A 21319-nucleotide genomic window follows, 5' to 3' on the forward strand; every position below is an offset into this window, starting at 1 on the left:
CTCCTGGGGTCCGGACGCATCTTCACGCCCGTCCAAATCCCCTCCCCCTTCCCTCCCGTCAGGCGGTCACCACTCGAAATGTGGCAGCCGGTCGGTCGCGGCGGCATCGCGGTCCAGGATCAGGTAGTCGCAACCCTTTTCTTGCGCGAAGGCCAGCGTGTCGGTGAGGTCGGCCGGGATGGCGGACGGGTCGCCGAACGAGGACGCGAGCGCGCATATAAGCCAGCCATAATGCGTATCCGCGATGCTCACGGGACGGTCGGATGGTTCGCGTGTCATCCACTCGTCGATGATCACGGTCGTCGGCCATGAAACATGGCACGAGGACAAGGCGAGATAGTTTCCGATCTCCAGGCGCTCGCGGTTATAACCGGCTTCCGGTTCGATCCACTCCATGCGGCTGAGGAGCTGGTCCTCGGGGTGAAGATTGAAATAGTCGCCCACAACGAGGGAGTCGTCGAGGCCGGCAGGATCGCGGCTGTCGTTGATCTCACCCCATCGCGACCGACAGAATGTCGCGACCTGGTCCAACAGCCCCTTGTGGCTGACTGCGGCAGCAACGCTGGTCCCGTGGCCATGGCCGATCAGGGCGAGATAGACAGGAACCGGCCAGGGAACGGCCGTCTGGTTGATCCGTCCAACGGCGGCTTCGAGATCGGCAATGAGATTGGATATGTCGGCGTATGCGTCGGCGTGGGGCGCGAGGGCGGCTTTGGCGCGCGCCAGCAACGCCAGATGCGCGGATCGTGTGTGGTCGGCCATGGGTCTGTCCTTCATGATCGGGGTTAGCGATGGAACCGAAGGCACTTCGTCGCTGTGCGTCGGCAGGACGCGAGGGCTGCGTCAGGGGTATCTCCGCCGGTTGCCGCGAGCGTCTGGGATGGGGTCTGCCGTTGCGCTCTATCAGGCCACAGAGACTGCCGGGGGCGGCAGCAACTCGCCTTGATTTCCGGCACATTCGGTCAAGGGTGCGTTGTCGTTCCCGGGTTCGAACTCGCCCTTGGTGTTCGCCAGCTCGGCTTCGAGGTCAGCTAGTTCCTGGAGCTTTTCTTCCAGCAACGCGGTGTCGGCGAAGTCCTGGCCGAGGCGCGCCTCGAACGCGGGGAGGCGCCGTTGGGCAGCTTCGAGGCTTGCCCTGAGATTGGCGAGTTCGGTGTCGAGATCGCGAATGGACGTCTCTAGCCGGCCGACCACCGTGCCCGGTCGCGTCTTTTCGGTGATTTCGAATCCGCGATGCTCGCCGTGGTGCTGGATGACGGCGGCGCTTGAGATACACCGCTGGCCTTCGTCATCTCTGGCCTCGCTGCCCGAGATCTCCAGCTCGAAGCCGTTAAACATTCCCAACAGCCAGCGAGCGAGCGTGCCGCGCGTGCGCATCTGGTCAGCCAGGCGGAGGATATGCTCCCCGACCGCCTTGCGATCGGTGAGCGTCCTGCCGTCGGTCTCGAAATTGACCTTGTCGTCATCGGTGGCGACGCGTTGCGCGATGTCGGATTCCAGCAAGGCGATCTGCCGGCGGCCGCTCTCGATTTCATCGGTCGTTCGCCGGATCGTCCTGCGGATGTTGAACTGGTCGTCGATGTGGGCGTCGCGCAGCCGCAGAAGCCGTGCCACTTCGGCGTCGAGCCCTGCCTTCTTCATCAGGCGGTCGTCGCCGGAGGCGAGCGCCTTCGCCAGCGCGAACTGATTGACGTTGGAGCCGACGTCCTCGATCCGGCGGATAGAGCGATCTCCCGACATGGCCATGTTGATGAAACGCGCCTTGCGTTCGAGCATCTGCCAGTTGGTCGCATCCATGGAGCCGCTCGTGGCGTATCCGTAAAGCTCGATCTCGTCGTTCTGATTGCCCTGACGCTCGATCCGGCCTTCGCGCTGCTCGATATCGGAGGGCAGCCAGGGGACGTCGAGGTGATGCAGGGCTATCAGCCGTTGCTGGGCGTTGACGCCTGTTCCCATGGTCGCAGTCGAGCCGAGGACGAAGCGCTTTCGTCCCTGATTGAGATCGTTGAACAGGCGCGGCTTCGCGCTGTTCTTCTTGTAGTGCTGCATGAACGCGATCTGGTCTGCGGGGACCCCCATCTCGACCAGTCGATCGCGGATCCAGACATAGGCCGAGAAGCCGCGGGTTTCGAGCGCGGCCTCGGTGCCGAGATCGGAGAAGATCATCTGCACGGCGCCGGGAAGCGGATAGGGCTTGCCGGTTTCGGGATCGGTGTAGCGCTTGTCGCTCGTCTCGCGCCAGATGCGGTAAGCGTTTTCGATCAAGAGGTTGAGCTTGTTTCCCTCCTCGTTCCCGACGACAGGGTCGACGAAGCGCAGATCGATCGCTGAATGCCGGCCGTCGGTGATTACCGACAAGAGGATATCGTCGCCCTTCTGCGGGCGGCCGCTACGGGTCTCGATCGCCTTGATGCGCTCGGCCAGCACGCGCTGATAGGCTTTGAAGGGCGCGCCGGACTTTGCGACGATGATCTTTCGCTTCCCGCCCATGATGGTCGGGAGGCGGACATATTGGCGCAAATCGTCTTTCAGCACGACATCTGCGACGCTGCGGTACATCGCCATGAGGTCGGCGACGTTCACGAATTCGCAGAAGCGGGTGACGGGCTTGTAGCTGCCGCTCGGCTGAAGCTCGAGCTCGGTGCGCGTGTCGCCGAAGTTCGCCGCCCAGGCGTCGAACTCATGCATGCCTTTCGCGTGGAGTTCGTCGGGCTGCATGAACCGCTGGAGCGTGTACATCTCCCCCAGGGTGTTGGTGATGGGCGTGCCTGATGAGAGGATCAGCTCGCGTCCGGGATTGATGCCGGCCAGATAGCGGGTCTTCACATAGAGGTCCCAGGCGCGCTGCGAGCCGGCCGGATCGACCCCCTTGAGGTCGCCGAGATTCGTCGCGAAGGTGAGCTTGCGGAATTGCTGGGCCTCGTCGACAAGGATCTGGTCGATACCGATCTCGCCGATATGCACGAGATCGTCCTTGCGGGCCTGGAGGTTCTCGAGCCTCTGCTTGAGGCCCTCCTTGAGGCGCTCGACACGCTTGCGCGAGACGCGATCCTCATGGTCGATGCCCGTGATCAGGGCCTCGTAGCTGGCGAGTTGATCCTCGATGAGGCTCTTCTCGAAGGCGGCAGGCGTCGGGATGAATTTGAACGCATCATGCGTGATGATGATCGCGTCCCAGTTGCCGGTTGCAGCGCGGGCCAGGAACCGCTGGCGCTTTTCCTTCACGAAGTTCGTGTCGTCCGCAACGAGGATCCGTGCCGTTGGATAGAGCATCAGGAATTCGCGGGCGATCTGTGCCAGGCAATGATTGGGCACCGCGATCATCGGCTTGTTGGCGAGGCCGAGACGGCGCTGCTCCATCACGGCGGCGCAGAGGCTGAAGGTCTTGCCCGCCCCGACGGAGTGGGCAACGTAGGTCGAGCCCGCGGCGACGATCCGCCAGACGACGCGCTTTTGGTGGTCGCGCATGCGGATCGTCGTCGAAGCGCCCGGCAGCTTGAGATGCTTGCCGTTAAAGGTGCGGGGCACAAGGTTGTTGAAGGCGTCGTTGTAGATCCGCACCAGTCGATCGGCGCGGTCGCTCTCCTGCCAGACCCAGGTTTCGAAGGTCGACTTGATCGCCGCGAGCTTCTCTTTGGCCGCTTCGGTGTCGGTCGTGTTGAGTTCGCGCCGCTCGGAACCGTCCGCATCGCGGTGGATATCGTAGATCTTGGGGATGTGGGAGTTGAGGGCGTCTTCGAGCAGGTCGGCAGCGCCGCGGCGCGCGGTGCCCCAGATCGAGGTCGAGCTGACATGTCCGAGGAATGGCGTCTTATCGACCGTCCAGCTTGCGAGCGCGACGGTGTGATGGATGCGGGTGGTGACCTCCATGGTTTCGGCGATGAACATCTCGATGACGTCGACCGGAATCCAGGGAGCCCCGAGGCGCGCGGTGATTTCACTTGGCTTGAGATCAACCGGCTGGACCGCCTCGAGCGCGGTTGAGGTGCCCGCGAACCGCGGATCGGATTCGGCCTTCTCGCGCGCAAGGGCGAGCTTGGTGCGAACCGGGCCTGACAGCACCTCGTCGGCCGGCACCCAATGGTCGAAATGCGGCGTGCTGCGGAGCGGATCGAGATAGACGTCGTCTGCAAGGTCAGCGAGCGCTTCGGCCTCGGTGACGCCGAGCAGCCCGGCGATCAGGGAGACGTCGACGCGGCCGCGATCGTGGAGAGACAGCGCCAGGGCGTCCTGGGCCGATTGGATCTCCTGGACCACCGGCGGCTTGACGACGCGTTCGGTGAAGATCGCGCCGGGGACGCCGGCGTCGCTAGCCTCGTCGTAACTCTCGATCGAGGCGACCAGCCATACGTCGGGGTCATCGAGAAAGGGCTGAAGGTTCGGGCGGCGTTGATATTCCTTTTCGGCGCCGGTCTCCGGATCGCTGCGGATGCTGGTGATCGTCCGGTTGATCGGCCCATGCTTCTTGATGAAATGCCGGTAGTGGTCGAGCAGCGTTTCCTGCAGGGTGGCATAGGGGCGGTCATTAAGCTGCGCGCGCAGGATCGCACGGACGGTATCCCGGATGGGGATGAGGCCCCTGATGATGTTGGCGTGCTTCTGGAACAGGCCGCTGTCGCCGCGCCCGGTCTTGACGCTGACTTCGGTGGGCACTCCATCGACGATCTGGTGCAGGATGCCGCGCAAAAGGAGATAGCTGCCTTCCTTGAAGTCAGCTTCGTCGGCCGCGGTGCCGACTTCCACGTCCGTGGCGACATCGAGCCTGTCGCGAAGCGATGTCGCGCGATCGATCGCGCGGTAGGCGCCTTCATGTCTCGATGCGATCGCCGACAGGGTGAACGCGAGCGCGGTTCCCAGCTCGACGCCGGGTTCGGCCGCGCAGGTATATTCCATGCCGAACTGGCCGCTGCGCCATTGATGGACCCCGAGCACATGATCGGGATGGTCGAGGAAGTAGCTGTTGATCCGGAGCGGCCCGAAGCCTTCGTCGCTGTCGGGAATCTCGGCCAGGTCGATCCAGTTTCGCACGGCGAACGGCGCATTGGGCGCGCGCTTGCGGAAGAGCAGGATATCGACGACGACGTCGGTGCCGGCCTCTTCCTTCATGGCCTTGCTCGGAAGGCGCACCGCTCCCAGGAAGTCGGCGATGGACTCCATGTGGAGGCGGGCTTTCGGATCGCTCTTGTCCAGCGAATATCGGGACGTCACGAACAGCGCGATGCCGCCCGGGCGAAGCTGCTCGAGCGCCTTCGCGATGAAGAAGTCGTGGAGCGACAGGCCGAGGCGACCGAGCGTGCTCTTGTTGTGGATGGTGAGGTTCGAGAAAGGCGGATTGCCGATCGCCAGGTCGAAATCGCTCGGCAGCGATGCCTTGTCGAAGTCGATGCAGCGGATGACCTGGTTTGGATAGAGCGCGCTTGCGACGCGGGCGGTGACGGGGTCGTTTTCGATACCGACGAAGACCGTGTCGCCGGAGAGATGATCCGGCCGGAGCCCCATGAAGAGGCCGCTGCCGCATCCCGGCTCGAGGATCTGGCCGCCGGTGAAACCAAGGACGCGGGCGGCGTCCCACATTGCCCGGACGATATATTCGGGCGTGTAATGGGCATATTGCGTTGCGCGCTTGAGCGACTGGAACTCGCGCTCGGTCGTTTCGGCGATCAGGCTCTGGCCGAGGTCTTCCCAGCCATCGCGGAATCCGCCCGTACGATCGGCGAAGATATTGTTCGCAAGCTCGGATGCACCGAAGCCGACGAACCGCGCAATTGCCGCCTGCTCGTCCGGCATGGCCGGCCTATGCTCGCGGTCCAGAAGGTTCAGGAGCCTGATCGCCTCGATATTGTCTTGCGCGCGGCCCTTCCAGGAAGGTGACAGGGTCCGCGCCCCGGCGAACGAGAAGTCGAACGATGCTGTAGGTGGCGTGCCGGGGGCGGAACCGGTCGCGGCCGGGGCAAGGAAAGTTGGCTGCCCGCTGTCACGGGCGATGGCCTCGCTGGCGAAGGCAACGATCTGGTCGAAGTCGAGGCTGAGCTGGAGAGCCAGCGCGGATGCACTGTTTCGCATGGGGTGCTTCCTTTTCTGGAGGTCTCGCGGACGCGGTGCGGCAGCCCGGATCCCGAAGGAGACCGGACCGCGGCGGGGCCGAGAGAGCTGGGAGACTGAAATGCGCGCCTCGATGGCGCCGTGGCTGGGAGATTTCGCCCGCGCGAGGGGCCTTGGTCGCGTCAGCGCCCCGAGAGGAGCAGGTCGAGGGCGCGCGTGAAGACATCCTCGCCGGCATCGTTGACGATCACGGCCTCGGGATTGGTGGCGCGCACGGCGCGCGCGATGAGCGCCAGCGGCCGTTTGCGCAGGGGATATTGGAGGATCTGACCGTTCTCGATCGTGATCAGGTTGGTGCGGAGCAGGCGCTTCAGCCGGCGGCCCTCGACCGCGCGGGCGAGAAGATCGCTTACCTCGAGTTCGAGATCATGATCGCAGGTGAAGTCATCCAGGGCACGCGGCGGGCGGTTGGCCTTGAGCCAGGCATCGACCGCGGCTTCGGTCCACCGGCCGACCCGATGATAGAAGTCCGCGCCGCCCATGCCCTCGTTGCGGGCATGGAAGGCCAGTTCGCCGTCGATCCAGATTTCGGCGGTATAGGCGGCAGTCTCCTGGGAGAGCGCGGCGCTATAGTGGACGTTTCGCAGTTCGATATGCATGGGGGACGCTCCTGACCGCTCCACCAAACGGAGCCCCGTCCCCCCTCCTCCTTCCCTCCATTCGATCAGCGCAGGCCGCCCCGCGTGCCCTGCGGGCGGAAGTCCGGGCCGTAGGAGCAGCTGTTCTCGCACTCGGGATCGTCCGCTTCGTCGACCAGATAGGCGGTGATCTCCTCGGCCGGCTGTGCGTCGAGCACCGCCGCCGCGCCGGGAAACAGGCGAACGGGGAAGACGCCCCTGCCCACGATCGCTTCGGCCTGGCGCATTGCGTCCGCGTGGTTCTCGGCAATCACGGCGACCTTGACCCTGACCGTCGTATAGACATGGACATGGTGGAGCTTGCTCATCCGTCGGTCTCCTCGACGCAGCTCTCGCCATCGATGCCGAACGGGCCGGTATCGGTGTCGATCGGCTCGTGGTCGGCGCTGTAGTCGTCGATCTGCTCGATCGTGGGAGAGAGCCATTCGACGAAGCGGTCGGCGTGTTCGCGCGCTTCGCCGGCGTCATCCGCATCGACGATCACGGTGATGAACGCCTTTACCTCGACCTCGTATCTAGGCATCGTCCGTCTCCTTCCCCTTGCCCCAGCGCTGGACCGTCGCGGTCGCCACCTGTTCGACGGGCACGATGCGACCGCGGTTCATCGCCGCGTCGACGGGGGCGCAAAGCACGAAGTCGACCTCGAATGCGTCCTCGGGTTCGTACCAGGGGCCAAATCCGGGCTGGGTCTGGCCGGGCAGCGGCTCCTGGTTGCGCAGAGCCTTGCGCGCCTGGCGTTCGATCGCGGCAAGATCGGCCTCGACCCTCGGACTGACGGCCTCGCCGATGACGTTCACCTTGGCCGTGACCTCGACCAGCTCGGTGTGAAGATGGCTGGAGCGCATGACGACCAGCACCTTGCGTTGGATTGTCATCACAGTTTCCTTTCCGGGAGTGGGCCGTCGACGGAATCGCCTTCGACGATCAGGGGCGGCACGCGAAAATCGCCGGCGTCGAACCAGGCGACGATCGCTTCGAGCGAGCCGAGCCGCTCGGCGGTGCCTCGGTTCATCACGACATGGCCGGCTTCGTCGGCCGGATAGGATGCAGGTTCGCCTTCGCCGGTGAAGACGACACGCTCGGCATCCCACTCGCCTGGATAGCCGTCACAGGAGCGGACAAAGGGCAGCTTGAGCTCGACGCACCTGTCTTCGAGTTCCTCGAACCGTCCGCCGATCACTTCGTGGGCGTAAAGGTCGAGCGGCTGGCCGGGCGTGCGATGGGAGGGGTCGAAAGGTTCGCCGCCCCATTCGATCGACAGGCGCTCGGCTAGGATGATCTCTGCTAATTCCTCAAAGGCGGCCGGGGGGAGCGCCCCTCCCAGTCGGATGGATGCGGAAACACGATTAGCCATGAAGGCCTCCATAGGTTGGCCGCCGCTCGACAAGCGGCGGGGTGGAACAGACGGGTGTGGATGCGCTTGGAGAAAGGCTGCGGGTCAGCTCTCGCGGCCGCGCGAGACGGCAAGGTCGAGTTCGGCTTGCGCCTGAGCGAGCGACCGGCGCGCGCGCTCGAGGGCCGCGTGTGCCCGGGCGATCCCGGCAGCGCCGGTGTGGGTGGCGGACCGGCCGAGCCAATCGCCGCAGAAGCGGGCGACGAAGCATCGCCCGGCCAGGCCGCAATATTCAGGTGCGACAGTGTAGCGCCGATCGCGGGGCGAGCGGACGGATCGCGGGCTCGGCATGAAAGGCTCCTGTCTGCGGAGAGACCTGATGGTCGTCGTGTCGGGGTTGGTCCGTGGCTGGCGATCTTGCGTCGGGTTGGCGGTCAGCCAAGGCGAAGCGATGCGGCATATTCACGCAGCAAGTCGGCCATCACGCTTCGGGCGTTGCTCTTGTTCCCGATCAGGATCTCCGGCTGGAGTTCCTGGCCAAGCGCCGTGCGGTAGCCGAACGCCGGTTCGCCGCTCGCATCTTCGACAACGATGCGGTGACCGCGCGGCTTCGCCGGCCCCGCATAGCGCGCGGTGAAGTCGCCAAGCCGCCCCGACAGCCCGGCGGCCATCTTGCTCCAACGGATATGTCCGGCGGCGAACTGATCGCCGGCAGCGCGGCCGCGTGAAAGCCAGTGGCGGAATTGCGCGCGCTGCTGGAGCACCGAGTTGCGCGTGCGCTCCATGGTGCGGGCGAGCGGCAGGATGTCGGCGCCGGCGTCGATGCGAGCGAGTTCCGCGTCGTCGGCAACGACCAGAATGTCGGCATAGTCGCTCTGGTGCAGCTGGTCGCGGAGCGCGACGCCATCGATGGCGGCCGGGCCAGTCGAAAGCGACAGCGATAGGAGCCCGGCCTGCCTGTCGATCGCGAGCAGCGTAGCGCCTTCATGTCCGGGCCGACCGCGCAGCATCGCGAGGATGCCGATCGTTCCTGCGGCGAGCTCGGACGCCCCGAGCAGGAGCAGGCGCCGATGCCATGAGGCCGGCGGCGGGATGTCGGTCGGGCTTGGCCATTGGCTGGGAAACGGCCGTGCAACTTGCGGACTCTCCGTCTGCATGGGTTCAGACGGCGCGGCCGCAAAGGATCGCCGGGCGACGTCGAAGATATCGTCGGGCTGGCCGCCGCCATCGAGAAACCCCTGCTCATAGGCGGGACGGCGTTCATTCGGCTGACCCGGTCGGGACGGCGACGGCGGTCGTGACACCCATCCGGCACGGGCTGCATAGTGACCGTCGGCATAGGCATAGGCGGCGTCCCAGTCATAGCTGAGAACGTCGCGGGCATGGAGGATCGCGGCATGGCGGGTGTCATTGCTGCCTTGCGCGATCTGGCGCTCGACATAGGCGAAATTTGCGGCCCTGCGCTGCTGCTCGGTTTCCAGGCTGATGGCGTCGTGGAGCGGTCGCAGCATCTGGACGCGCTCGCGGGTTCGCGCCTGCCGGGCGTCCAGCGGCGCGTCGTGCGGGAGATCGGGGAAGCATCGCCAGGCCTCGGCAATCGCTTGGGCGTGGTGGGTCGGACGTCCGCGCGCTGTCCAGCAGGCCGGATCGCCGGGATCGAAATTGTCGGTCATGGGAGAGTCCTTTGCCCGGCCGGGCGTGGCTTCACGCCGCCTCCATGAACGGGAAGCGCGGATGTGCCGGGGGGAGCTGCTTGGGATAGGGCTTGCGCGGGAGCGCCCGACCCTGTCGCCGCGCCGCGCGAGTGAGCTCGAAGCAATAAGCGAACAGGCCAAGCGTCCGGTCGGCGACGAGGATGCGATTGCGCCGCAGGCGCGCGAGCCAGACATCGGGTTCCTCGGTGATCCCCGGGCGCGGCGCGCCGAGGCTGACGAGCTGGTCGATCGCGCCTGCCGCGCCGCGCTCGCGGAGACGGATCTTCGAGAGCGTCCGGCCGGCGATCGGAATGCCGGCGATGCGGTAGGCTGTCCTAGGCCGGGTCATCCCCCGGAACGCGCCGCTCAATGCCGCGTAGCACTGGCCGATATGGCCGGCCTGAGGGTCCGAATAGGAGACCACGGCTTCGATGTGCGGCCGCTCCCGGCGCAGTTCGTGCAATGCCCGCGCAATAAACCAGGTCTCGCCATTGCCCGCGACTTCCGGCAACAGGAAGAAGCGCGCCAGCGTCGTGCCCTGGGACGGGTCGGTGAAGCCGGTATGCCGTGTGATGACGCTCGCGGTCGACGGCATGGCGAAGACGGCGACGCCGACCAGGGCAGCCTGCTTGCCGAACAGGCCGACCGCGACCTGCGCGGCGGGATAGTTGGGGAGATAATGGTGCGCGGCGACGAAGAGGCGCGCCGGCTTAGGGTCGAGCTGATCGACGGCGAAGTCGCGGGGGTCGATGACGGTCAGATCGTCGACGAAGCGCGCGCGCCGGTCGCGCCAGCGCTGGCTGCGGGTAGTGAGCATGTTGGCGATCTCCCTTGGATCACCAATTCCCTCCCTCTCCCCTCCTACCGGATGACGTGCCGGCGGCAGGGAGAAGGTCGATCATCTGCCGCGGCCCTTCAGCAGCGCGTGAATCAGCCGCTCTTCCTTCTTGCTGATCGGATGACGCCGGCGATCGCGCTCGATTTGCTGCTGCACGGCCTCGGCATTGTAGGGCGGTGACTTCTCGCTTGCCGGTGTCTCCGACCAACCGCCGGCGGGGCTGATCCAGACCATGCCCAAGGCGCCGGGCCGCGCCTCGGTCTCGCCGCCGGATTGCGTGACGGAACTGCGGACGATCACGCAACCGGGGTCATTGACGCGCCGTGGTGCTCGGCCGCCAATGACGATCAGGTCGCCACGGCCGGCCGGCAAATGGACAGTGTCCCCGGTTTCGACCGCCGAGACCAGTTCACGACCGATGGTGTACCGAAGCGTCCAGCCGTTTTCAGTGATGTGCGTCATGCGCGGTCTCCTTCCAAAAGGTTGTCGAGGCCTGCGTTCCCCGTGCCATCCGGCGGGGAAGCGGCACCGACGACAGCGGAAATCCTTGTCTTCGATGGTGGCTGATCAGGCGCTGTGCCTCAGCCGTGCGGCAGCGGGATTGGGACGGCGTGTCCGCTGGCGAGGTTGATGAAAGCGCCAGCGTGACGGATCGAACCACGTCCGATGAGATCGAACAGCAGCGAGAGAGCATGGCTCGCCAACACACGATTGACGAACAGGGACTGGCGTTCGAGCGCCTCGGCGACCGAGCATGATGGTGCGTCGTCGTCCGCCGTGCTTTCATCGGCGAGTTCCGGGAAATACTCGAGCGCCGTCGGAAGACGCGGGCTAGCCTTGCCGTCGCCACGCGCCGGGCAGCCGATCAGATATTGTCCGTCGGTCGCGCGATTCCCGAGGTCCATCCAGTAGAACGGAGCCGCCCTGCTCTTCGTGATCGCAGCGCCGAGCGTGCGCCGGGCCGAGGCTGTGTCGACGCAGGTGATTAGGATGTCCGCATCGTCGACGCCGGTCGCCGCGGGCGCGCGACCGTGAATGGCGTTCCAGGACAGGCCATGCGCGAGGTTGATCCGTTCCGTCAGCGTGCGCGCCTTCGAATGTCCGAGGTCGCACCGGTAGAAGGGCTGGCGGCCGAGATTGGCTTCGCTCACGGTGTCGTCGTCGACCACGGTGACGTGCAGCGACCGGGAAGAGATCGCCCGCAGCGCCGTGTCGAGCGAGGCGAGCCCCATCAGCATCTGGGCGCCGTTCCCGCCGCAGCCGACAAGCAGGATCTTGATCGGGCGATTATCGAAGGCGGCTGGAAGATAGTGGCGGTCGCTGGTGTCAGGCTGCATGGGACTCTCCTAAGAAGGGACTGCGCGGCAGGGGCACGAACATGCCGCAGGCGCAGAGGCGCGATGCGATCTGTACACCGTCCGGCTGGTCGAGCTGGCCGACGACAAGTGCGATCTTCGTCGTAAAGGCGTCGTCGGCATTGTCGGTGGCGCTGAAATAGGCCGGTCCGGCTGCGTGGCTGTGGATGTCGCAGATCAAGTGCCAACCGGGCTGCAGGACCGGCGATCGATAGACGAGCCGCGATGGTGTCGCCTCCTCGATGCCGGGGAAATGCAACGCGAAGGCCCTCGTCGCCTCGTTCCAGAGCACGAAGGCGGCCGCCTCGTTGGGGAGTGCCGCTCGGAAGTGATCGACAACCTGCTCGAGAAGCTCGTGCGGGATCAGTCCGCACAGGAGGTCGGCCCTCGGTTCGCCCACGCTTCCATAGGGGACATAGGCGGAGATCGGCGGCGTGACGGGAATATCGAGCGCGAGCCAGGGCCGGCGCAGGATCAGCATCACGCCATCGTTCCCGATCGCGAGGCCGTGTCCGGCACGCGCGGCGCGAAGCGCATCGAGGGCGGGCGATCGCCCATGGGGCGGGACCGGGTGGCAAGGTATGGCGGCCAGCACCGCGCCGCGGTCGGATCGTCGGCGAGTAAGCTCATGGCCGTGTGCTCGCCGCGATAAGCCTGTCGACGGTGACTGGCTCGGCCGCAGATCCTCGTGATGCCGGACCGGCAAGAAGGGGCCTGAGCCGCTTGGTGGGGAAGCGGACGGCACGTCGGGCCGCGAGATCATCCCAGAGTCTGACAAGACCGCCCTTGCCGGTGACGGTCAGGTCCTGGCCCACATTGGGGTGCGTCGACCAGGAGTCGAATACCGCCCGCTCGAATTCGGGGATGGTCGCGATCGTCAGTGATTTCGGCTTCGGGATGTTTCCCCAGCAGAGCTGGCCGTTCCTGTAGACATTGAGGATCGGCGAGTGGAGCAGCGAGGTTTGGGCGGTGGGGCGCTCATCCGCAGGCAGCGCGTAGACGCCGAGCGCCGAGCGGGTGGCGACGAAAAGATGGGCCGGGTACGGGACCGGCAGGATCGTCCGTTCGGACAGAACCCGGAGACGCACGGGCGGACTCGACAGTGCAAAGTAGGCGGCACGCACCTGCGCCGGAATCCACCATGCGAGCATGTCGGGATGCGCGACCAACACATTTTCGGGCAGGATCTCGGGCCGAACGGCGCGGCCGAGCATTTCGGTCCAGTGGCGCAGATGGGCGCGCGTCAACGGGGTGCCCGCCCCGATTGAGGGCTGGCCTTCATCATCGTGCTCGACAGCGTGGAGGCTGGCGAAGGCGGGTGCATCCTGTCGGGTCGCGCCGTAGGAACTGACGCCCCGCTGCGTTTCCCTGCGGTAGAGCAGGATGGCGTTGGTCAGGACCATGCCGCCGCCGCTCGCTTCGAAATAGGTGCTATGGTCGGGCATGTCAGCCTCACAATTTGGTGGGGTCGAGTTCGATCAGGTTCTGGGCGGCGAGCAGGAACTCCGCGCCGAGCCGCAATGAGGCGAGCCAGTCGTCGATCCGTCCTGGATTCGTCAGCGGGCAAAGTCCGGCTACGTCCATGAAGCCCATTTCCATGCCGTGTCGGCCGACATCGTCCAGTTCGGGCGCGAACTGCTCGGATGGCACGAGCGTCAGTGGCGGCAAGGTCGAGGCTTCCTCGAAGCCGGGGACGTACTGGTTGATGAGGTCGAGGTCGAAGTGCCAAGCATCGCGTTCCGGGGGAAGGCGCTTCAAGGCGCGGCGGGCGCGGCGGAGGCTGCGGAGCATCTGCCGAAGTCCGGCCGGGAGTTGAGCGGGTCGTGCCGCGTTCGCCGCAATCATCCAATCGGGGCGACGGGCGTTCATCGTCGACGGCAGGGCTTGCTCATCGAGGTCGGCTTCGTCGGCGCCATGATAATGGATCAAGGCATGACGGGCGCCTTCGTCGTCGGTCTCGCCGTCCCAATAATACATGGAGATCGTGTCGAAGAGCTGCTCGTAACCGAAGATCGGGAGGATGCAGGGCAGGTTTTGCTCGAGTTCGCGATATGCGGCGGCACGCCAGGAGATCGGAGCATCGCTGGTCTCAATCCACCCGAGGTCAATCTGCCCTAAGCTGTCACAGACGATGGCGATCGCCGGCGGGTCGCCGTCCTCGCCCTTGAGGACGATCGTCTGCAGATCGGCGAGTTCGATCGGCGCGAGGATTTCAAGCACGGCTGCACGGAAGACCTGTTCGATGCGCCGGCGGGCCTGTGCGCGAGTATATTGCCTGGGCAACGATTCCCGCTCCGCGACCCAGGCGCCGATGAGCTTGTGATGCGGGCCCAGCGGACGGTCGAAGAGCGTGGGAACATCATCTGAGATCGCGACGGAGCGGCCCGCGAGATCAACCGAGAGGCGGGAGCCCGAGGGACGGGGGCGGCTCGAGCGGTTCGGGGCGGCCTTCGCTCGTCTTTTCCGGGTCGAGGAGCATCCGTGCGTGAAGGGCCTGGATGTTCGTGTTGCAGGCAGGTGGGGAGAAGTCGGTCGTGTCGCCATCGTCGGAGCCGATCCATTGGAGGAGCGTGTTGCGGGGTGCGGCCGGGATCGCCGCGCGCTTGTCGCGTGACACGGGTCAGCCCTTGGTGCCGACGGCGCGACGATATTCGGTGACATGGGCGGTGCCGGACACGCCGGCGTCCACCATCTCGGCGTTGACGATCCCCGGAAAGAGCGTGGCATGATAGGCACGCAGGGCGGCCAGGTCATCGGCGAGGTGCGGCGGGACCGGAAGGTCGATGCCGTCATATCTGTAGGTGCGGGTGAGACGATTGATCTGCATGGGTGCCTCCCGGCTGATGTGAGAATGGTCGAGCGAAGCCCGTCAGAAGAGCGTTGCGGGCTCGTCCGGCTTGGCGTCGGCTGGCGGGCTGGTCCGCACCGGCACTTTCGCGGCGCCGGTGGGCGCGGTCGTTTTGGACGCCGCCGCGGCTTTCGCCTTGGCGGCTTCGGCGGCGGCGGTCCTGGCGGCCTCTGCGGCCTGCCGTTGCTCGGCGAGCTGGTCGGCGAGCGTCTTGCGCGTGGCGATGAGTTCGCCGNGCGCGCCGTGCGGCCCCTTGGCGAGTTCCGCGTCGATCTCCGCGGCGCTGGCCGTGATCGAGATCGGCCGGGTCTCGCCGGCTTCGAGCTTGGCCCCCGCGCCTTCGGCCTTCCGGGGAATGACGGTGAGGGTGACGGTGTCGTCGGGGCCGGCAACGAGGTCGAGCCCGAGCGAATAGCGGGTGAGCAGCGGAAGCAGGCTTGCAATCAGCATGGCGGTCAGTCCTTGTGTTGGAGAGGGTGGAATCCGGTCAGGCTGCGAGGTCGGCGACCGGGAGTTGGGCTTGCGGGGCGGCAGGCGCGGGGGGCGGCCCATAGGTGCAGTCGAGGGTCATGGCGCTCGGCAGCCGGCCGGACCAATCGAAGCCAATCGCATTGAGCATGCTGGTGATGAGATCGGACTTCTTGCCGGCGAGGCGCTTTGCGAACGCCTTCTGGCCGACATGGGCGACCAGGCCGCATTCGCGGGCGATGAACTTCAGCTCTTCCTTGGTGTACCGGTCGAGGAATGCCTGATCGACCTTCCAGCTATCGCGCAGGTCGACCTCGAAGGCCTTCGCGAGATCGGCGACGTGGCCGAACGTGACCACGTCCTTCGCGTAGGCGGCGCCGATGACGGCGAGCACGATTTGCGCCTGCCGGTCGGGCAAGCCCCGGATCGTTGCGATCTGGGCGCCATAGTCGAGGTCGGGGAAGGTCGCGCCGACCAGGAGGCCGGCACGCGACGTCAGGGTGTCGGCCTTGATCTGCGACAGCGTGCCCGACATGGCCGCGACGAGGATCGTGATTTGCGCGTGGCTGGCATTGCTCGCGAGCGCGCGGGCGAGCGCGGTGCGCCAGGTCGCCTCGCGAAGGTCGGCGGTGCGGCGCGCGATCGATTCCGCGGTGACGGCTGGCTTTTGCGCCGATGCCGCGCTGCCCGCCGGAGTTGCCGCAATCGACGGCACGGATGCACGCGGACCGGTCGTTTCGTCAGCCAATGGCAGGGTATCATCTGCATCGTCAGCATGATCGACGTCGGTCTCGTCGGCGGGGCCATCCTGCTCGTCATCGTCGGAAGGGTCGACGGTAGCGGGTGCTGCGGCCCTTGCTGCCTTCGCGCCGCGTTCCTCTTCCTCGAAGCGGATCGTCTCGGCGGCTTCGGTCTTGAGCTGGAAGCATGTGGGATTGGTGCAACTCCCGTCGTCGACATGGGTCTCGAAGAGGACGCGCTGCGTTCCCGAGTTGAACGGGCAGGTGGTGCATTCGGTCTTGTCGAAACAGGCGCCCGCGAGGTTCTGCGTGACGCGCATGAGCAGTTCGCGCGTCTTGCCTACGTCGAGGCTGGCGTTCAGGATCGTGTCGAGGGCCTTGTCCTGCTTGTCCACGGGAATGGCGGCGAGCAGCTCGGCATGGCCGACCTTGATCCTGCGTTCATCGAGCGCGAGCTTGGCGGCGTCGCAGAGTTCGGCGAGCGTCAGCCGGCGATCGAGCTTGGCCCGGGACCAGCCGAGTCGCCGGGCGGCTTCGGCACGGTCGCCCTGACACGCCGCGAGGTAGCGGACGGCGGCATCCGCCTGCTCGGTTTCCGAAGGGTCGTCACGGTCGTCATTCTCGGCGATCGCGGCTTCCAGGGCCTCCTGGTCGGTCATCTCGCGGATGACGACAGGCACCTCGCCGTCAGGGCCATAGGCTTCCAGCGCGGCCCGGTAGCGACGCTCGCCGGCGACGACGGAGAAGACGTCGCCCTTCGGACGAAGCAGGATGGGCTGGAGCACGCCACGCAGCCGGATCGAGGTCACGAGATCATCATGCTTTTTCTGGTCGAAATAGCGGCGCGGGTTATCCCCCTTTACGATCCTGGAGAGTCGCAGCGTGCTGGGATAGGTCGGTTGCGGTGTGTCCATGGCTTATCTCCTCATGGAATGTGGCTGGCCCGTCCTGCCGGGCCGTGTGTGCGGCCGCTGCGGGTCGAGCTGTCGATGGCGAAGTCGTGCGGATCGATATCGGTCAGGTCATCGAATTGGTGGGGATGACGGCAACCTCGATCGGATCACCATTCCCCCTCCCCCTTCCCTCCCGTGGCCGGAGGGCCCGGTGGAGGGGCAGTCGTTTTCAAATGGGTTGAGCTTCGCCACGCCGAGCGTTGAGAAATCTCGCACGGTGCGCGTCACTTGCGCCGTTGGTTATCGCGTGATCACGCGGCGGGTGAGGTCGGGGATGCGAACATTGTCATAGGGACTGCTGACCGACATCTCGAGCGCGTCACGCTGGGCGCGATACCAGTCGGTGGCTTCGACCTTGTAGGTCTCGGTTGCATAGGGCTCGCCGCCGCTTGAGAATTCGATTTCGACGGTGAAGCTGTGGAGGTCGATGTGCGAAGATGCGTGCATGGTGACTTCCTTTCGATATGAAAAGGGCGGCTCCGACCAAGGTCGAAGCCGCCGAGCATGAGCCGGGGTTGGAGCTAGGGGCGCCGCCGCCGTGATCAGCAGTTGATCGCGTGCGATCATGCGAATGCGCTCGGAAATACATGCGAGCGGGATTTGCCCGTCGATGGCTATTGACGCGGTGAACGATCCGCCATGGGCTTTCTCCAGGACGATACTGCGCGGCCCAATCGCCACGCCAACCATGACCGCCCTCCTCCCCTCCCTTTTGACTTCCGCGATGAATATCGGCACTTGTCGTTTACGCTTGCGCAAGTGAGCCCGGTTCAAGACCGCTATTTCCAGCCAGAAAAAGGATGTTGCATGGCCGAGACCGAAGAAGCAGGCGTCATGTCTTTGACCGTGACGTTGCTCAGCGCCTATTTTGCGAACAACACGGTCCCAAGCGGCGAACTGCCTGCACTCGTCGAGGGCACGCGACGGGCCCTGCTGGGCGGCACACCGGTCGCTGTCTCGGCGCCCGAGGTGGAGGAAGGCGCGGTCGAAGCGCCTGCTCCCGCACCCGAACCCGCACCCGCACCCGCACCCGCACCCGAGTTCAAGCCGGCTGTGACCGTGGAGGAAAGCCTGGTATCGCCCGATCAGATCCTGAGCTTGATCGACGGGAAGCCGTACAAGTCTCTGAAGCGGCATCTCTCGACGCACGGGTTGACGCCGGCCGAATATCGCGCGCGCTATAGCCTGTCTGCCGACTATCCGATGGTCGCGCCGGGTTATTCGGCGGCGCGGCGCGAAGTCGCCATCCGGCTCGGATTGGGTGGAAAGCGCAAGAGCGTGTCGCCACCTCCCGCGCTGGAACCCGAAGCCGCACCGGCAAGGGTAGCAGAAGCATCGGCAGTGCCGGCTGTTGTAGAGGTTGCTCCAGCCAAAGCCGCACCGGTCCGGCGGGCTCGAACAAAAGCTGCGCCGACGGAACCCGCGACGGTCGCGCCAAAGAAAGTGAAGCGCAAGGCTGGGGAGCGCGAGACTAAATCCGTTGCAGCCAAGACCGCGCCGAAGCCCAAGCGGAGCCGGACATCGAAGGCCGGCAGCGCTGTAGCGACACCACCGGATGCAGCCTCAGTGGAGGCACCTGCGGCCGGCTAGCTCGCCAGCCTCACTCGCTCCCCTGCCATTCGCAGCACGTCGTTCCAATCCTTGAAGCCCATCGGCGGGTATTCAGTCTCGATGATGCGCCCAGGCATTGCGTAGACCTCGAGGGCGCTCGCCGCGCCGATCTCGCCCGCGATGTCATTGTCTGGGAAAAGGACGAGCCGCCGCACGCGGTCAGGGATCGCAATCTGGTGCAGCCGGTCGGCACCGAGTGTCGCCCATACGGGAATGTCGAACAGGATCATCGCCGAAAGCGCGGTTTCGATGCCCTCGGCAAGACCAAGAACGGACGTCGCGGGAGCAAGCATCACGGCCGCGCGATCCGGGCGCCCGAGCATCATCCTGGGATCGCTGAGGTCGCGGGCGCGGCGTGCGTCATCGCGGTCGAAGAAGGTCCGCTGGATCGCCACGAAGCGTCCTTCGGCGTGGAGACCACCGTTGTGCAGCGCCGCGATCATTGCCGGCCGGAAATCGACCGCATCGCCTTGCCCGAGAGGTGTGCGAGGATGGAAGCGGAGCCCGCGCGGCAGAATGGCGATCCGACGGCGGCGCAAGTATATTTCAGCCGGCGTCGCGCTGAGCGGCCTGGCATCGTCCCAAATGCGTTGTGCGCGCTGGCGGCGCCACAAATCCGTTCCCATGGCTGAGGGCGCCTTTGCGGCTTTGTTGACATGCTGGAGGGCCTTTTCGTCGAGGCGCAGGATCTCGTGGATGACGTCACGCGTGTCGCAGCCGGCGAAGCATTTGAAGAGCAACGCATGGTCGCCGACCCGCACCGAGAGGCTCGGGGTCCGGTCGGCATGCGCCGGGCACAGACACATGGCCCCACCAGGCTTCCATGTGCCGCCGAGGCGTTTGACGATATCGGAACCGATCGCCTCCAATTCCGGGCTTCGGTTGTTGCTGGTGCGTGCCATGGGGATGTCCGAGCGATTGGCCCAGCACGCTCTTGTCCCCGAAACGAAACCTCGACGGAGGATCGGACTTGGGCGGACAGGCGGTTCAGGCAAGTACTGGCGATTCCAGGGCTGGGGCAGCCTTGAAACCATTCGGCAACCCTGCCCTCCCTCCCCTCCCGGACAGCGCTCGCGTCGCTATCGAGACCAGCGCACTGTCAACGAGACTCAGTCCCCGGAGCCGACACCGGTATCCACAAGTAGCGAAACCTGCCGGCCGTGACGCCTAGATCAGAATAGTCGCGCCAGACGAGCGGGTATCGTCCAGTCAGTTGCAGAGGCACATCTCGTCCCCTGGTCGTCCCGGTGCCGGCCCCGGCGCCCCATTGGAGTGTCCCGGCGAGTTCCTTCGCTTCGGCAATATCGAAGGCTGCATCGACCGTATCGCTGCGCCGGCGTGGTTGCCAATAGGCAGGGTCATTTGAAAGAACCAGAACGGCAGCGCCGTGGTTCGTCCGGCGAACGAAGGTCTCCATCCGAGCGACATCCTTGCAGACATCATGGCGCCGTATGTCATGGGCGCTCTGTTGGCGAAGTGTGAACCGCTCTCCGTTGACCTCGGCAACAAGCCGCTTGCAGAGATATTTCAGTTCCAAAGCAAAGGGTCGCTCCCCAAGAAGGAGGACATCGATCGCTCCGCGCAGATCGCCGCCAAGCGGATATTCCAATCGGACCTGCTGGTCTGGCTTCCGCAAGCGCAGCTCCATGGCGAGCTCATGCTGGAGATCGGCCTCCGAACAGAAAACCGGACGCCGCCTGGCCATATTGGACATGATCTGGTCGATCTCGATCAAAGTAAGCTCCACAGACACATCGAGCGCGGCATCTATACCGACTGCCGTTAAACGAGCGCAGTACGGTGAAGAGTCATCATTGAGGCAAACAAGACAAGGTGCAACGCAATGGCGGACTGCCAAAGCGACGGTCATCACGCATGAGATTGGGTGACACAACGCATTGATTCATGAACGACCTACTCCAGCTCTGAGTTCGATTTAGTGATAACCTTGTAAACATCCAAAATGGATGAATGCAGTCGAGGATCAATTTACAGGCAAGAACTTACAATATGGCACGCGGAGACATGAGATTCCTTCTCGCATGAGAAAGGAGCGTGTCATGCCCATTCGCACTAAGATGATTCCCATCGGTTCCCGGCCGTCGGACAACTCGGACCGGGAGCATCTGAAATGATGGAAGGTTCGCGCATCACAACCACCGTAAACCGGTGCAGCATGGTCGATTTTGCGGAACAGGCTCAGCGGCTGCGAGCAGAGGAGTTCGGCCGGGATCTATTCACCATTCCAGCTTTCGAGATGCTCCTCGATCTCTACACCTGCAGGAGCCGGCAGCCGCGTTCGCTTACCGCCCTAACCGCTGCATCGAGTGCATCGGAACGCAATTCACAACGGATCGTCCATCGCATGGCTGACCGCGGGTTGGTCAAGCTGCGACGCGATCCAAACGATGGCCGAAGGATCATTGTAGAGCTGGAACCGGAGACGAGCGAATTGCTCGACCGCTTTTTTGACCGGTTGGTTGAACTCGTCGCGCTCCTGCCGGCGCACAAGCAGAACGAGCGCTGAGGATGCGATGCAGACGAGCAAATGAGAATCCGAGCGCGCGTCGCGCCTTGCAACCATCCGAAAATCGTTGCAGAGTTTTGGCGCAGTGCGGGAAACGGCTGGGGACCGCCTGCAGGATTGACCTTCCACGCATGGCAATGGGTCCATCCATGACGGTTGGGCGCACGCATTGGACGTTATTGCCCGCCACCCTTGGGTGGTCCTGTCATGCT

The 21319-nt window shown here is 65.0% G+C and carries 24 protein-coding genes; 2 read left to right on the top strand and 22 right to left on the bottom strand.

Annotated features, from left to right (window positions below):
• Nucleotides 1–66: 66 nt before the first annotated feature.
• From BHE75_RS17795 to BHE75_RS17890, 20 genes are all read right to left on the bottom strand, one after another.
• Nucleotides 67–762 (bottom strand): hypothetical protein, encoded by a 696-nt coding sequence (locus BHE75_RS17795; protein WP_070934644.1) that lies wholly within the window; start codon nucleotides 760–762, stop codon nucleotides 67–69.
• Nucleotides 763–903: 141 nt separating this feature from the next.
• Nucleotides 904–5787 carry a lactate dehydrogenase gene (locus tag BHE75_RS17800; protein ID WP_254684489.1) on the bottom strand — a complete coding sequence of 1628 codons (4884 nt, stop codon included), beginning with the start codon at nucleotides 5785–5787 and terminating at the stop codon, nucleotides 904–906.
• 437 nt (nucleotides 5788–6224) lie between these two features.
• Nucleotides 6225–6701 carry a hypothetical protein gene (locus BHE75_RS17805; RefSeq protein ID WP_070934646.1) on the bottom strand — a complete coding sequence of 159 codons (477 nt, stop codon included), beginning with the start codon at nucleotides 6699–6701 and terminating at the stop codon, nucleotides 6225–6227.
• A gap of 65 nt (nucleotides 6702–6766) precedes the next feature.
• Nucleotides 6767–7048, bottom strand: a complete 282-nt coding sequence (locus tag BHE75_RS17810; protein WP_070934647.1) for a hypothetical protein — start codon at nucleotides 7046–7048, stop codon at nucleotides 6767–6769.
• Nucleotides 7045–7263 carry a hypothetical protein gene (locus BHE75_RS17815; RefSeq protein ID WP_139181762.1) on the bottom strand — a complete coding sequence of 73 codons (219 nt, stop codon included), beginning with the start codon at nucleotides 7261–7263 and terminating at the stop codon, nucleotides 7045–7047. Before BHE75_RS17815 ends, BHE75_RS17810 begins: the two co-directional genes overlap by 4 nt.
• On the bottom strand, nucleotides 7256–7615 hold the full coding sequence (locus tag BHE75_RS17820) for a hypothetical protein (RefSeq protein ID WP_070934649.1): 360 nt from the start codon (nucleotides 7613–7615) through the stop codon (nucleotides 7256–7258). The genes BHE75_RS17815 and BHE75_RS17820 overlap by 8 nt, the downstream gene beginning before the upstream one ends.
• Nucleotides 7615–8094, bottom strand: coding sequence for a hypothetical protein (locus BHE75_RS17825; protein WP_070936060.1), 480 nt, complete (start codon nucleotides 8092–8094; stop codon nucleotides 7615–7617). The genes BHE75_RS17820 and BHE75_RS17825 overlap by 1 nt, the downstream gene beginning before the upstream one ends.
• An 84-nt stretch (nucleotides 8095–8178) precedes the next feature.
• On the bottom strand, nucleotides 8179–8424 hold the full coding sequence (locus tag BHE75_RS17830) for a hypothetical protein (protein ID WP_070934650.1): 246 nt from the start codon (nucleotides 8422–8424) through the stop codon (nucleotides 8179–8181).
• A gap of 83 nt (nucleotides 8425–8507) precedes the next feature.
• Nucleotides 8508–9746: a hypothetical protein gene (locus BHE75_RS17835; RefSeq protein ID WP_070934651.1), complete on the bottom strand. Its 1239-nt coding sequence runs from the start codon at nucleotides 9744–9746 to the stop codon at nucleotides 8508–8510.
• Between the two features lie 31 nt (nucleotides 9747–9777).
• Nucleotides 9778–10584 carry a hypothetical protein gene (locus BHE75_RS17840; RefSeq protein WP_070934652.1) on the bottom strand — a complete coding sequence of 269 codons (807 nt, stop codon included), beginning with the start codon at nucleotides 10582–10584 and terminating at the stop codon, nucleotides 9778–9780.
• Nucleotides 10585–10665: 81 nt separating this feature from the next.
• Nucleotides 10666–11067 carry a hypothetical protein gene (locus BHE75_RS17845; protein WP_070934653.1) on the bottom strand — a complete coding sequence of 134 codons (402 nt, stop codon included), beginning with the start codon at nucleotides 11065–11067 and terminating at the stop codon, nucleotides 10666–10668.
• Nucleotides 11068–11186: 119 nt separating this feature from the next.
• Nucleotides 11187–11942 carry a PRTRC system ThiF family protein gene (locus BHE75_RS17850; RefSeq protein WP_070934654.1) on the bottom strand — a complete coding sequence of 252 codons (756 nt, stop codon included), beginning with the start codon at nucleotides 11940–11942 and terminating at the stop codon, nucleotides 11187–11189.
• Nucleotides 11932–12441 carry a PRTRC system protein A gene (locus BHE75_RS17855; protein ID WP_254684490.1) on the bottom strand — a complete coding sequence of 170 codons (510 nt, stop codon included), beginning with the start codon at nucleotides 12439–12441 and terminating at the stop codon, nucleotides 11932–11934. Before BHE75_RS17855 ends, BHE75_RS17850 begins: the two co-directional genes overlap by 11 nt.
• Before the next feature lie 145 nt (nucleotides 12442–12586).
• Nucleotides 12587–13405: a PRTRC system protein B gene (locus tag BHE75_RS17860; protein ID WP_070934655.1), complete on the bottom strand. Its 819-nt coding sequence runs from the start codon at nucleotides 13403–13405 to the stop codon at nucleotides 12587–12589.
• A gap of 7 nt (nucleotides 13406–13412) precedes the next feature.
• Nucleotides 13413–14243: a hypothetical protein gene (locus tag BHE75_RS17865; RefSeq protein WP_254684491.1), complete on the bottom strand. Its 831-nt coding sequence runs from the start codon at nucleotides 14241–14243 to the stop codon at nucleotides 13413–13415.
• A gap of 109 nt (nucleotides 14244–14352) precedes the next feature.
• Nucleotides 14353–14577, bottom strand: a complete 225-nt coding sequence (locus BHE75_RS17870; RefSeq protein ID WP_070934656.1) for a hypothetical protein — start codon at nucleotides 14575–14577, stop codon at nucleotides 14353–14355.
• A gap of 3 nt (nucleotides 14578–14580) precedes the next feature.
• Nucleotides 14581–14787, bottom strand: coding sequence for a PRTRC system protein C (locus BHE75_RS17875; protein ID WP_070934657.1), 207 nt, complete (start codon nucleotides 14785–14787; stop codon nucleotides 14581–14583).
• Between the two features lie 42 nt (nucleotides 14788–14829).
• Nucleotides 14830–15258, bottom strand: a complete 429-nt coding sequence (locus BHE75_RS17880; protein ID WP_070934658.1) for a PRTRC system protein E — start codon at nucleotides 15256–15258, stop codon at nucleotides 14830–14832.
• 37 nt (nucleotides 15259–15295) lie between these two features.
• The gene (locus BHE75_RS17885; protein ID WP_070934659.1) at nucleotides 15296–16930 is read right to left on the bottom strand and encodes a PRTRC system ParB family protein; all 1635 of its coding nucleotides are present in this window, start codon (nucleotides 16928–16930) and stop codon (nucleotides 15296–15298) included.
• 279 nt (nucleotides 16931–17209) lie between these two features.
• Complete coding sequence (locus tag BHE75_RS17890) at nucleotides 17210–17416, bottom strand: hypothetical protein (protein WP_070934660.1); 207 nt, start codon at nucleotides 17414–17416, stop codon at nucleotides 17210–17212.
• A 360-nt stretch (nucleotides 17417–17776) separates the two neighbouring features.
• On the opposite strand from BHE75_RS17890, the gene BHE75_RS23500 reads away from it, so the two are divergent.
• Complete coding sequence (locus BHE75_RS23500) at nucleotides 17777–18559, top strand: MucR family transcriptional regulator (protein WP_084653291.1); 783 nt, start codon at nucleotides 17777–17779, stop codon at nucleotides 18557–18559.
• On the opposite strand, the gene BHE75_RS17895 is transcribed toward BHE75_RS23500, so the two are convergent.
• Together BHE75_RS17895 and BHE75_RS23505 are read right to left on the bottom strand one after the other, a co-directional pair.
• On the bottom strand, nucleotides 18556–19482 hold the full coding sequence (locus tag BHE75_RS17895; protein ID WP_070934661.1) for a DUF7146 domain-containing protein: 927 nt from the start codon (nucleotides 19480–19482) through the stop codon (nucleotides 18556–18558). The two genes, BHE75_RS23500 and BHE75_RS17895, sit on opposite strands and share 4 nt — an antisense overlap.
• Before the next feature lie 197 nt (nucleotides 19483–19679).
• The gene (locus BHE75_RS23505; RefSeq protein ID WP_084653539.1) at nucleotides 19680–20315 is read right to left on the bottom strand and encodes a hypothetical protein; all 636 of its coding nucleotides are present in this window, start codon (nucleotides 20313–20315) and stop codon (nucleotides 19680–19682) included.
• 396 nt (nucleotides 20316–20711) lie between these two features.
• Here BHE75_RS23505 and BHE75_RS17905 point away from each other — a divergent pair, with 396 nt between their 5' ends.
• Entirely contained in the window at nucleotides 20712–21107 is a 396-nt protein-coding gene (locus BHE75_RS17905) for a MarR family winged helix-turn-helix transcriptional regulator (RefSeq protein WP_070934663.1), read from the top strand.
• The last annotated feature ends 212 nt before the right edge of the window (nucleotides 21108–21319 follow it).

This window comes from Edaphosphingomonas haloaromaticamans (assembly GCF_001853345.1).
In the GTDB taxonomy this organism is placed as follows: domain Bacteria; phylum Pseudomonadota; class Alphaproteobacteria; order Sphingomonadales; family Sphingomonadaceae; genus Sphingomonas_E; species Sphingomonas_E fennica.

What these genes read in the sequence shown, in the direction of transcription:
- BHE75_RS17795 (WP_070934644.1), bottom strand. Translation starts at nt 762, where the DNA reads ATGGCCGACCACACACGATCCGCGCATCTGGCGTTGCTGGCGCGCGCC.
- BHE75_RS17800 (WP_254684489.1), bottom strand. Translation starts at nt 5,787, where the DNA reads ATGCCGGACGAGCAGGCGGCAATTGCGCGGTTCGTCGGCTTCGGTGCA.
- BHE75_RS17805 (WP_070934646.1), bottom strand. Translation starts at nt 6,701, where the DNA reads ATGCATATCGAACTGCGAAACGTCCACTATAGCGCCGCGCTCTCCCAG.
- BHE75_RS17810 (WP_070934647.1), bottom strand. Translation starts at nt 7,048, where the DNA reads ATGAGCAAGCTCCACCATGTCCATGTCTATACGACGGTCAGGGTCAAG.
- BHE75_RS17815 (WP_139181762.1), bottom strand. Translation starts at nt 7,263, where the DNA reads ATGCCTAGATACGAGGTCGAGGTAAAGGCGTTCATCACCGTGATCGTC.
- BHE75_RS17820 (WP_070934649.1), bottom strand. Translation starts at nt 7,615, where the DNA reads ATGACAATCCAACGCAAGGTGCTGGTCGTCATGCGCTCCAGCCATCTT.
- BHE75_RS17825 (WP_070936060.1), bottom strand. Translation starts at nt 8,094, where the DNA reads ATGGCTAATCGTGTTTCCGCATCCATCCGACTGGGAGGGGCGCTCCCC.
- BHE75_RS17830 (WP_070934650.1), bottom strand. Translation starts at nt 8,424, where the DNA reads ATGCCGAGCCCGCGATCCGTCCGCTCGCCCCGCGATCGGCGCTACACT.
- BHE75_RS17835 (WP_070934651.1), bottom strand. Translation starts at nt 9,746, where the DNA reads ATGACCGACAATTTCGATCCCGGCGATCCGGCCTGCTGGACAGCGCGC.
- BHE75_RS17840 (WP_070934652.1), bottom strand. Translation starts at nt 10,584, where the DNA reads ATGCTCACTACCCGCAGCCAGCGCTGGCGCGACCGGCGCGCGCGCTTC.
- BHE75_RS17845 (WP_070934653.1), bottom strand. Translation starts at nt 11,067, where the DNA reads ATGACGCACATCACTGAAAACGGCTGGACGCTTCGGTACACCATCGGT.
- BHE75_RS17850 (WP_070934654.1), bottom strand. Translation starts at nt 11,942, where the DNA reads ATGCAGCCTGACACCAGCGACCGCCACTATCTTCCAGCCGCCTTCGAT.
- BHE75_RS17855 (WP_254684490.1), bottom strand. Translation starts at nt 12,441, where the DNA reads ATGCTGATCCTGCGCCGGCCCTGGCTCGCGCTCGATATTCCCGTCACG.
- BHE75_RS17860 (WP_070934655.1), bottom strand. Translation starts at nt 13,405, where the DNA reads ATGCCCGACCATAGCACCTATTTCGAAGCGAGCGGCGGCGGCATGGTC.
- BHE75_RS17875 (WP_070934657.1), bottom strand. Translation starts at nt 14,787, where the DNA reads ATGCAGATCAATCGTCTCACCCGCACCTACAGATATGACGGCATCGAC.
- BHE75_RS17885 (WP_070934659.1), bottom strand. Translation starts at nt 16,930, where the DNA reads ATGGACACACCGCAACCGACCTATCCCAGCACGCTGCGACTCTCCAGG.
- BHE75_RS17890 (WP_070934660.1), bottom strand. Translation starts at nt 17,416, where the DNA reads ATGCACGCATCTTCGCACATCGACCTCCACAGCTTCACCGTCGAAATC.
- BHE75_RS23500 (WP_084653291.1), top strand. Translation starts at nt 17,777, where the DNA reads ATGGCCGAGACCGAAGAAGCAGGCGTCATGTCTTTGACCGTGACGTTG.
- BHE75_RS17895 (WP_070934661.1), bottom strand. Translation starts at nt 19,482, where the DNA reads ATGGCACGCACCAGCAACAACCGAAGCCCGGAATTGGAGGCGATCGGT.
- BHE75_RS17905 (WP_070934663.1), top strand. Translation starts at nt 20,712, where the DNA reads ATGATGGAAGGTTCGCGCATCACAACCACCGTAAACCGGTGCAGCATG.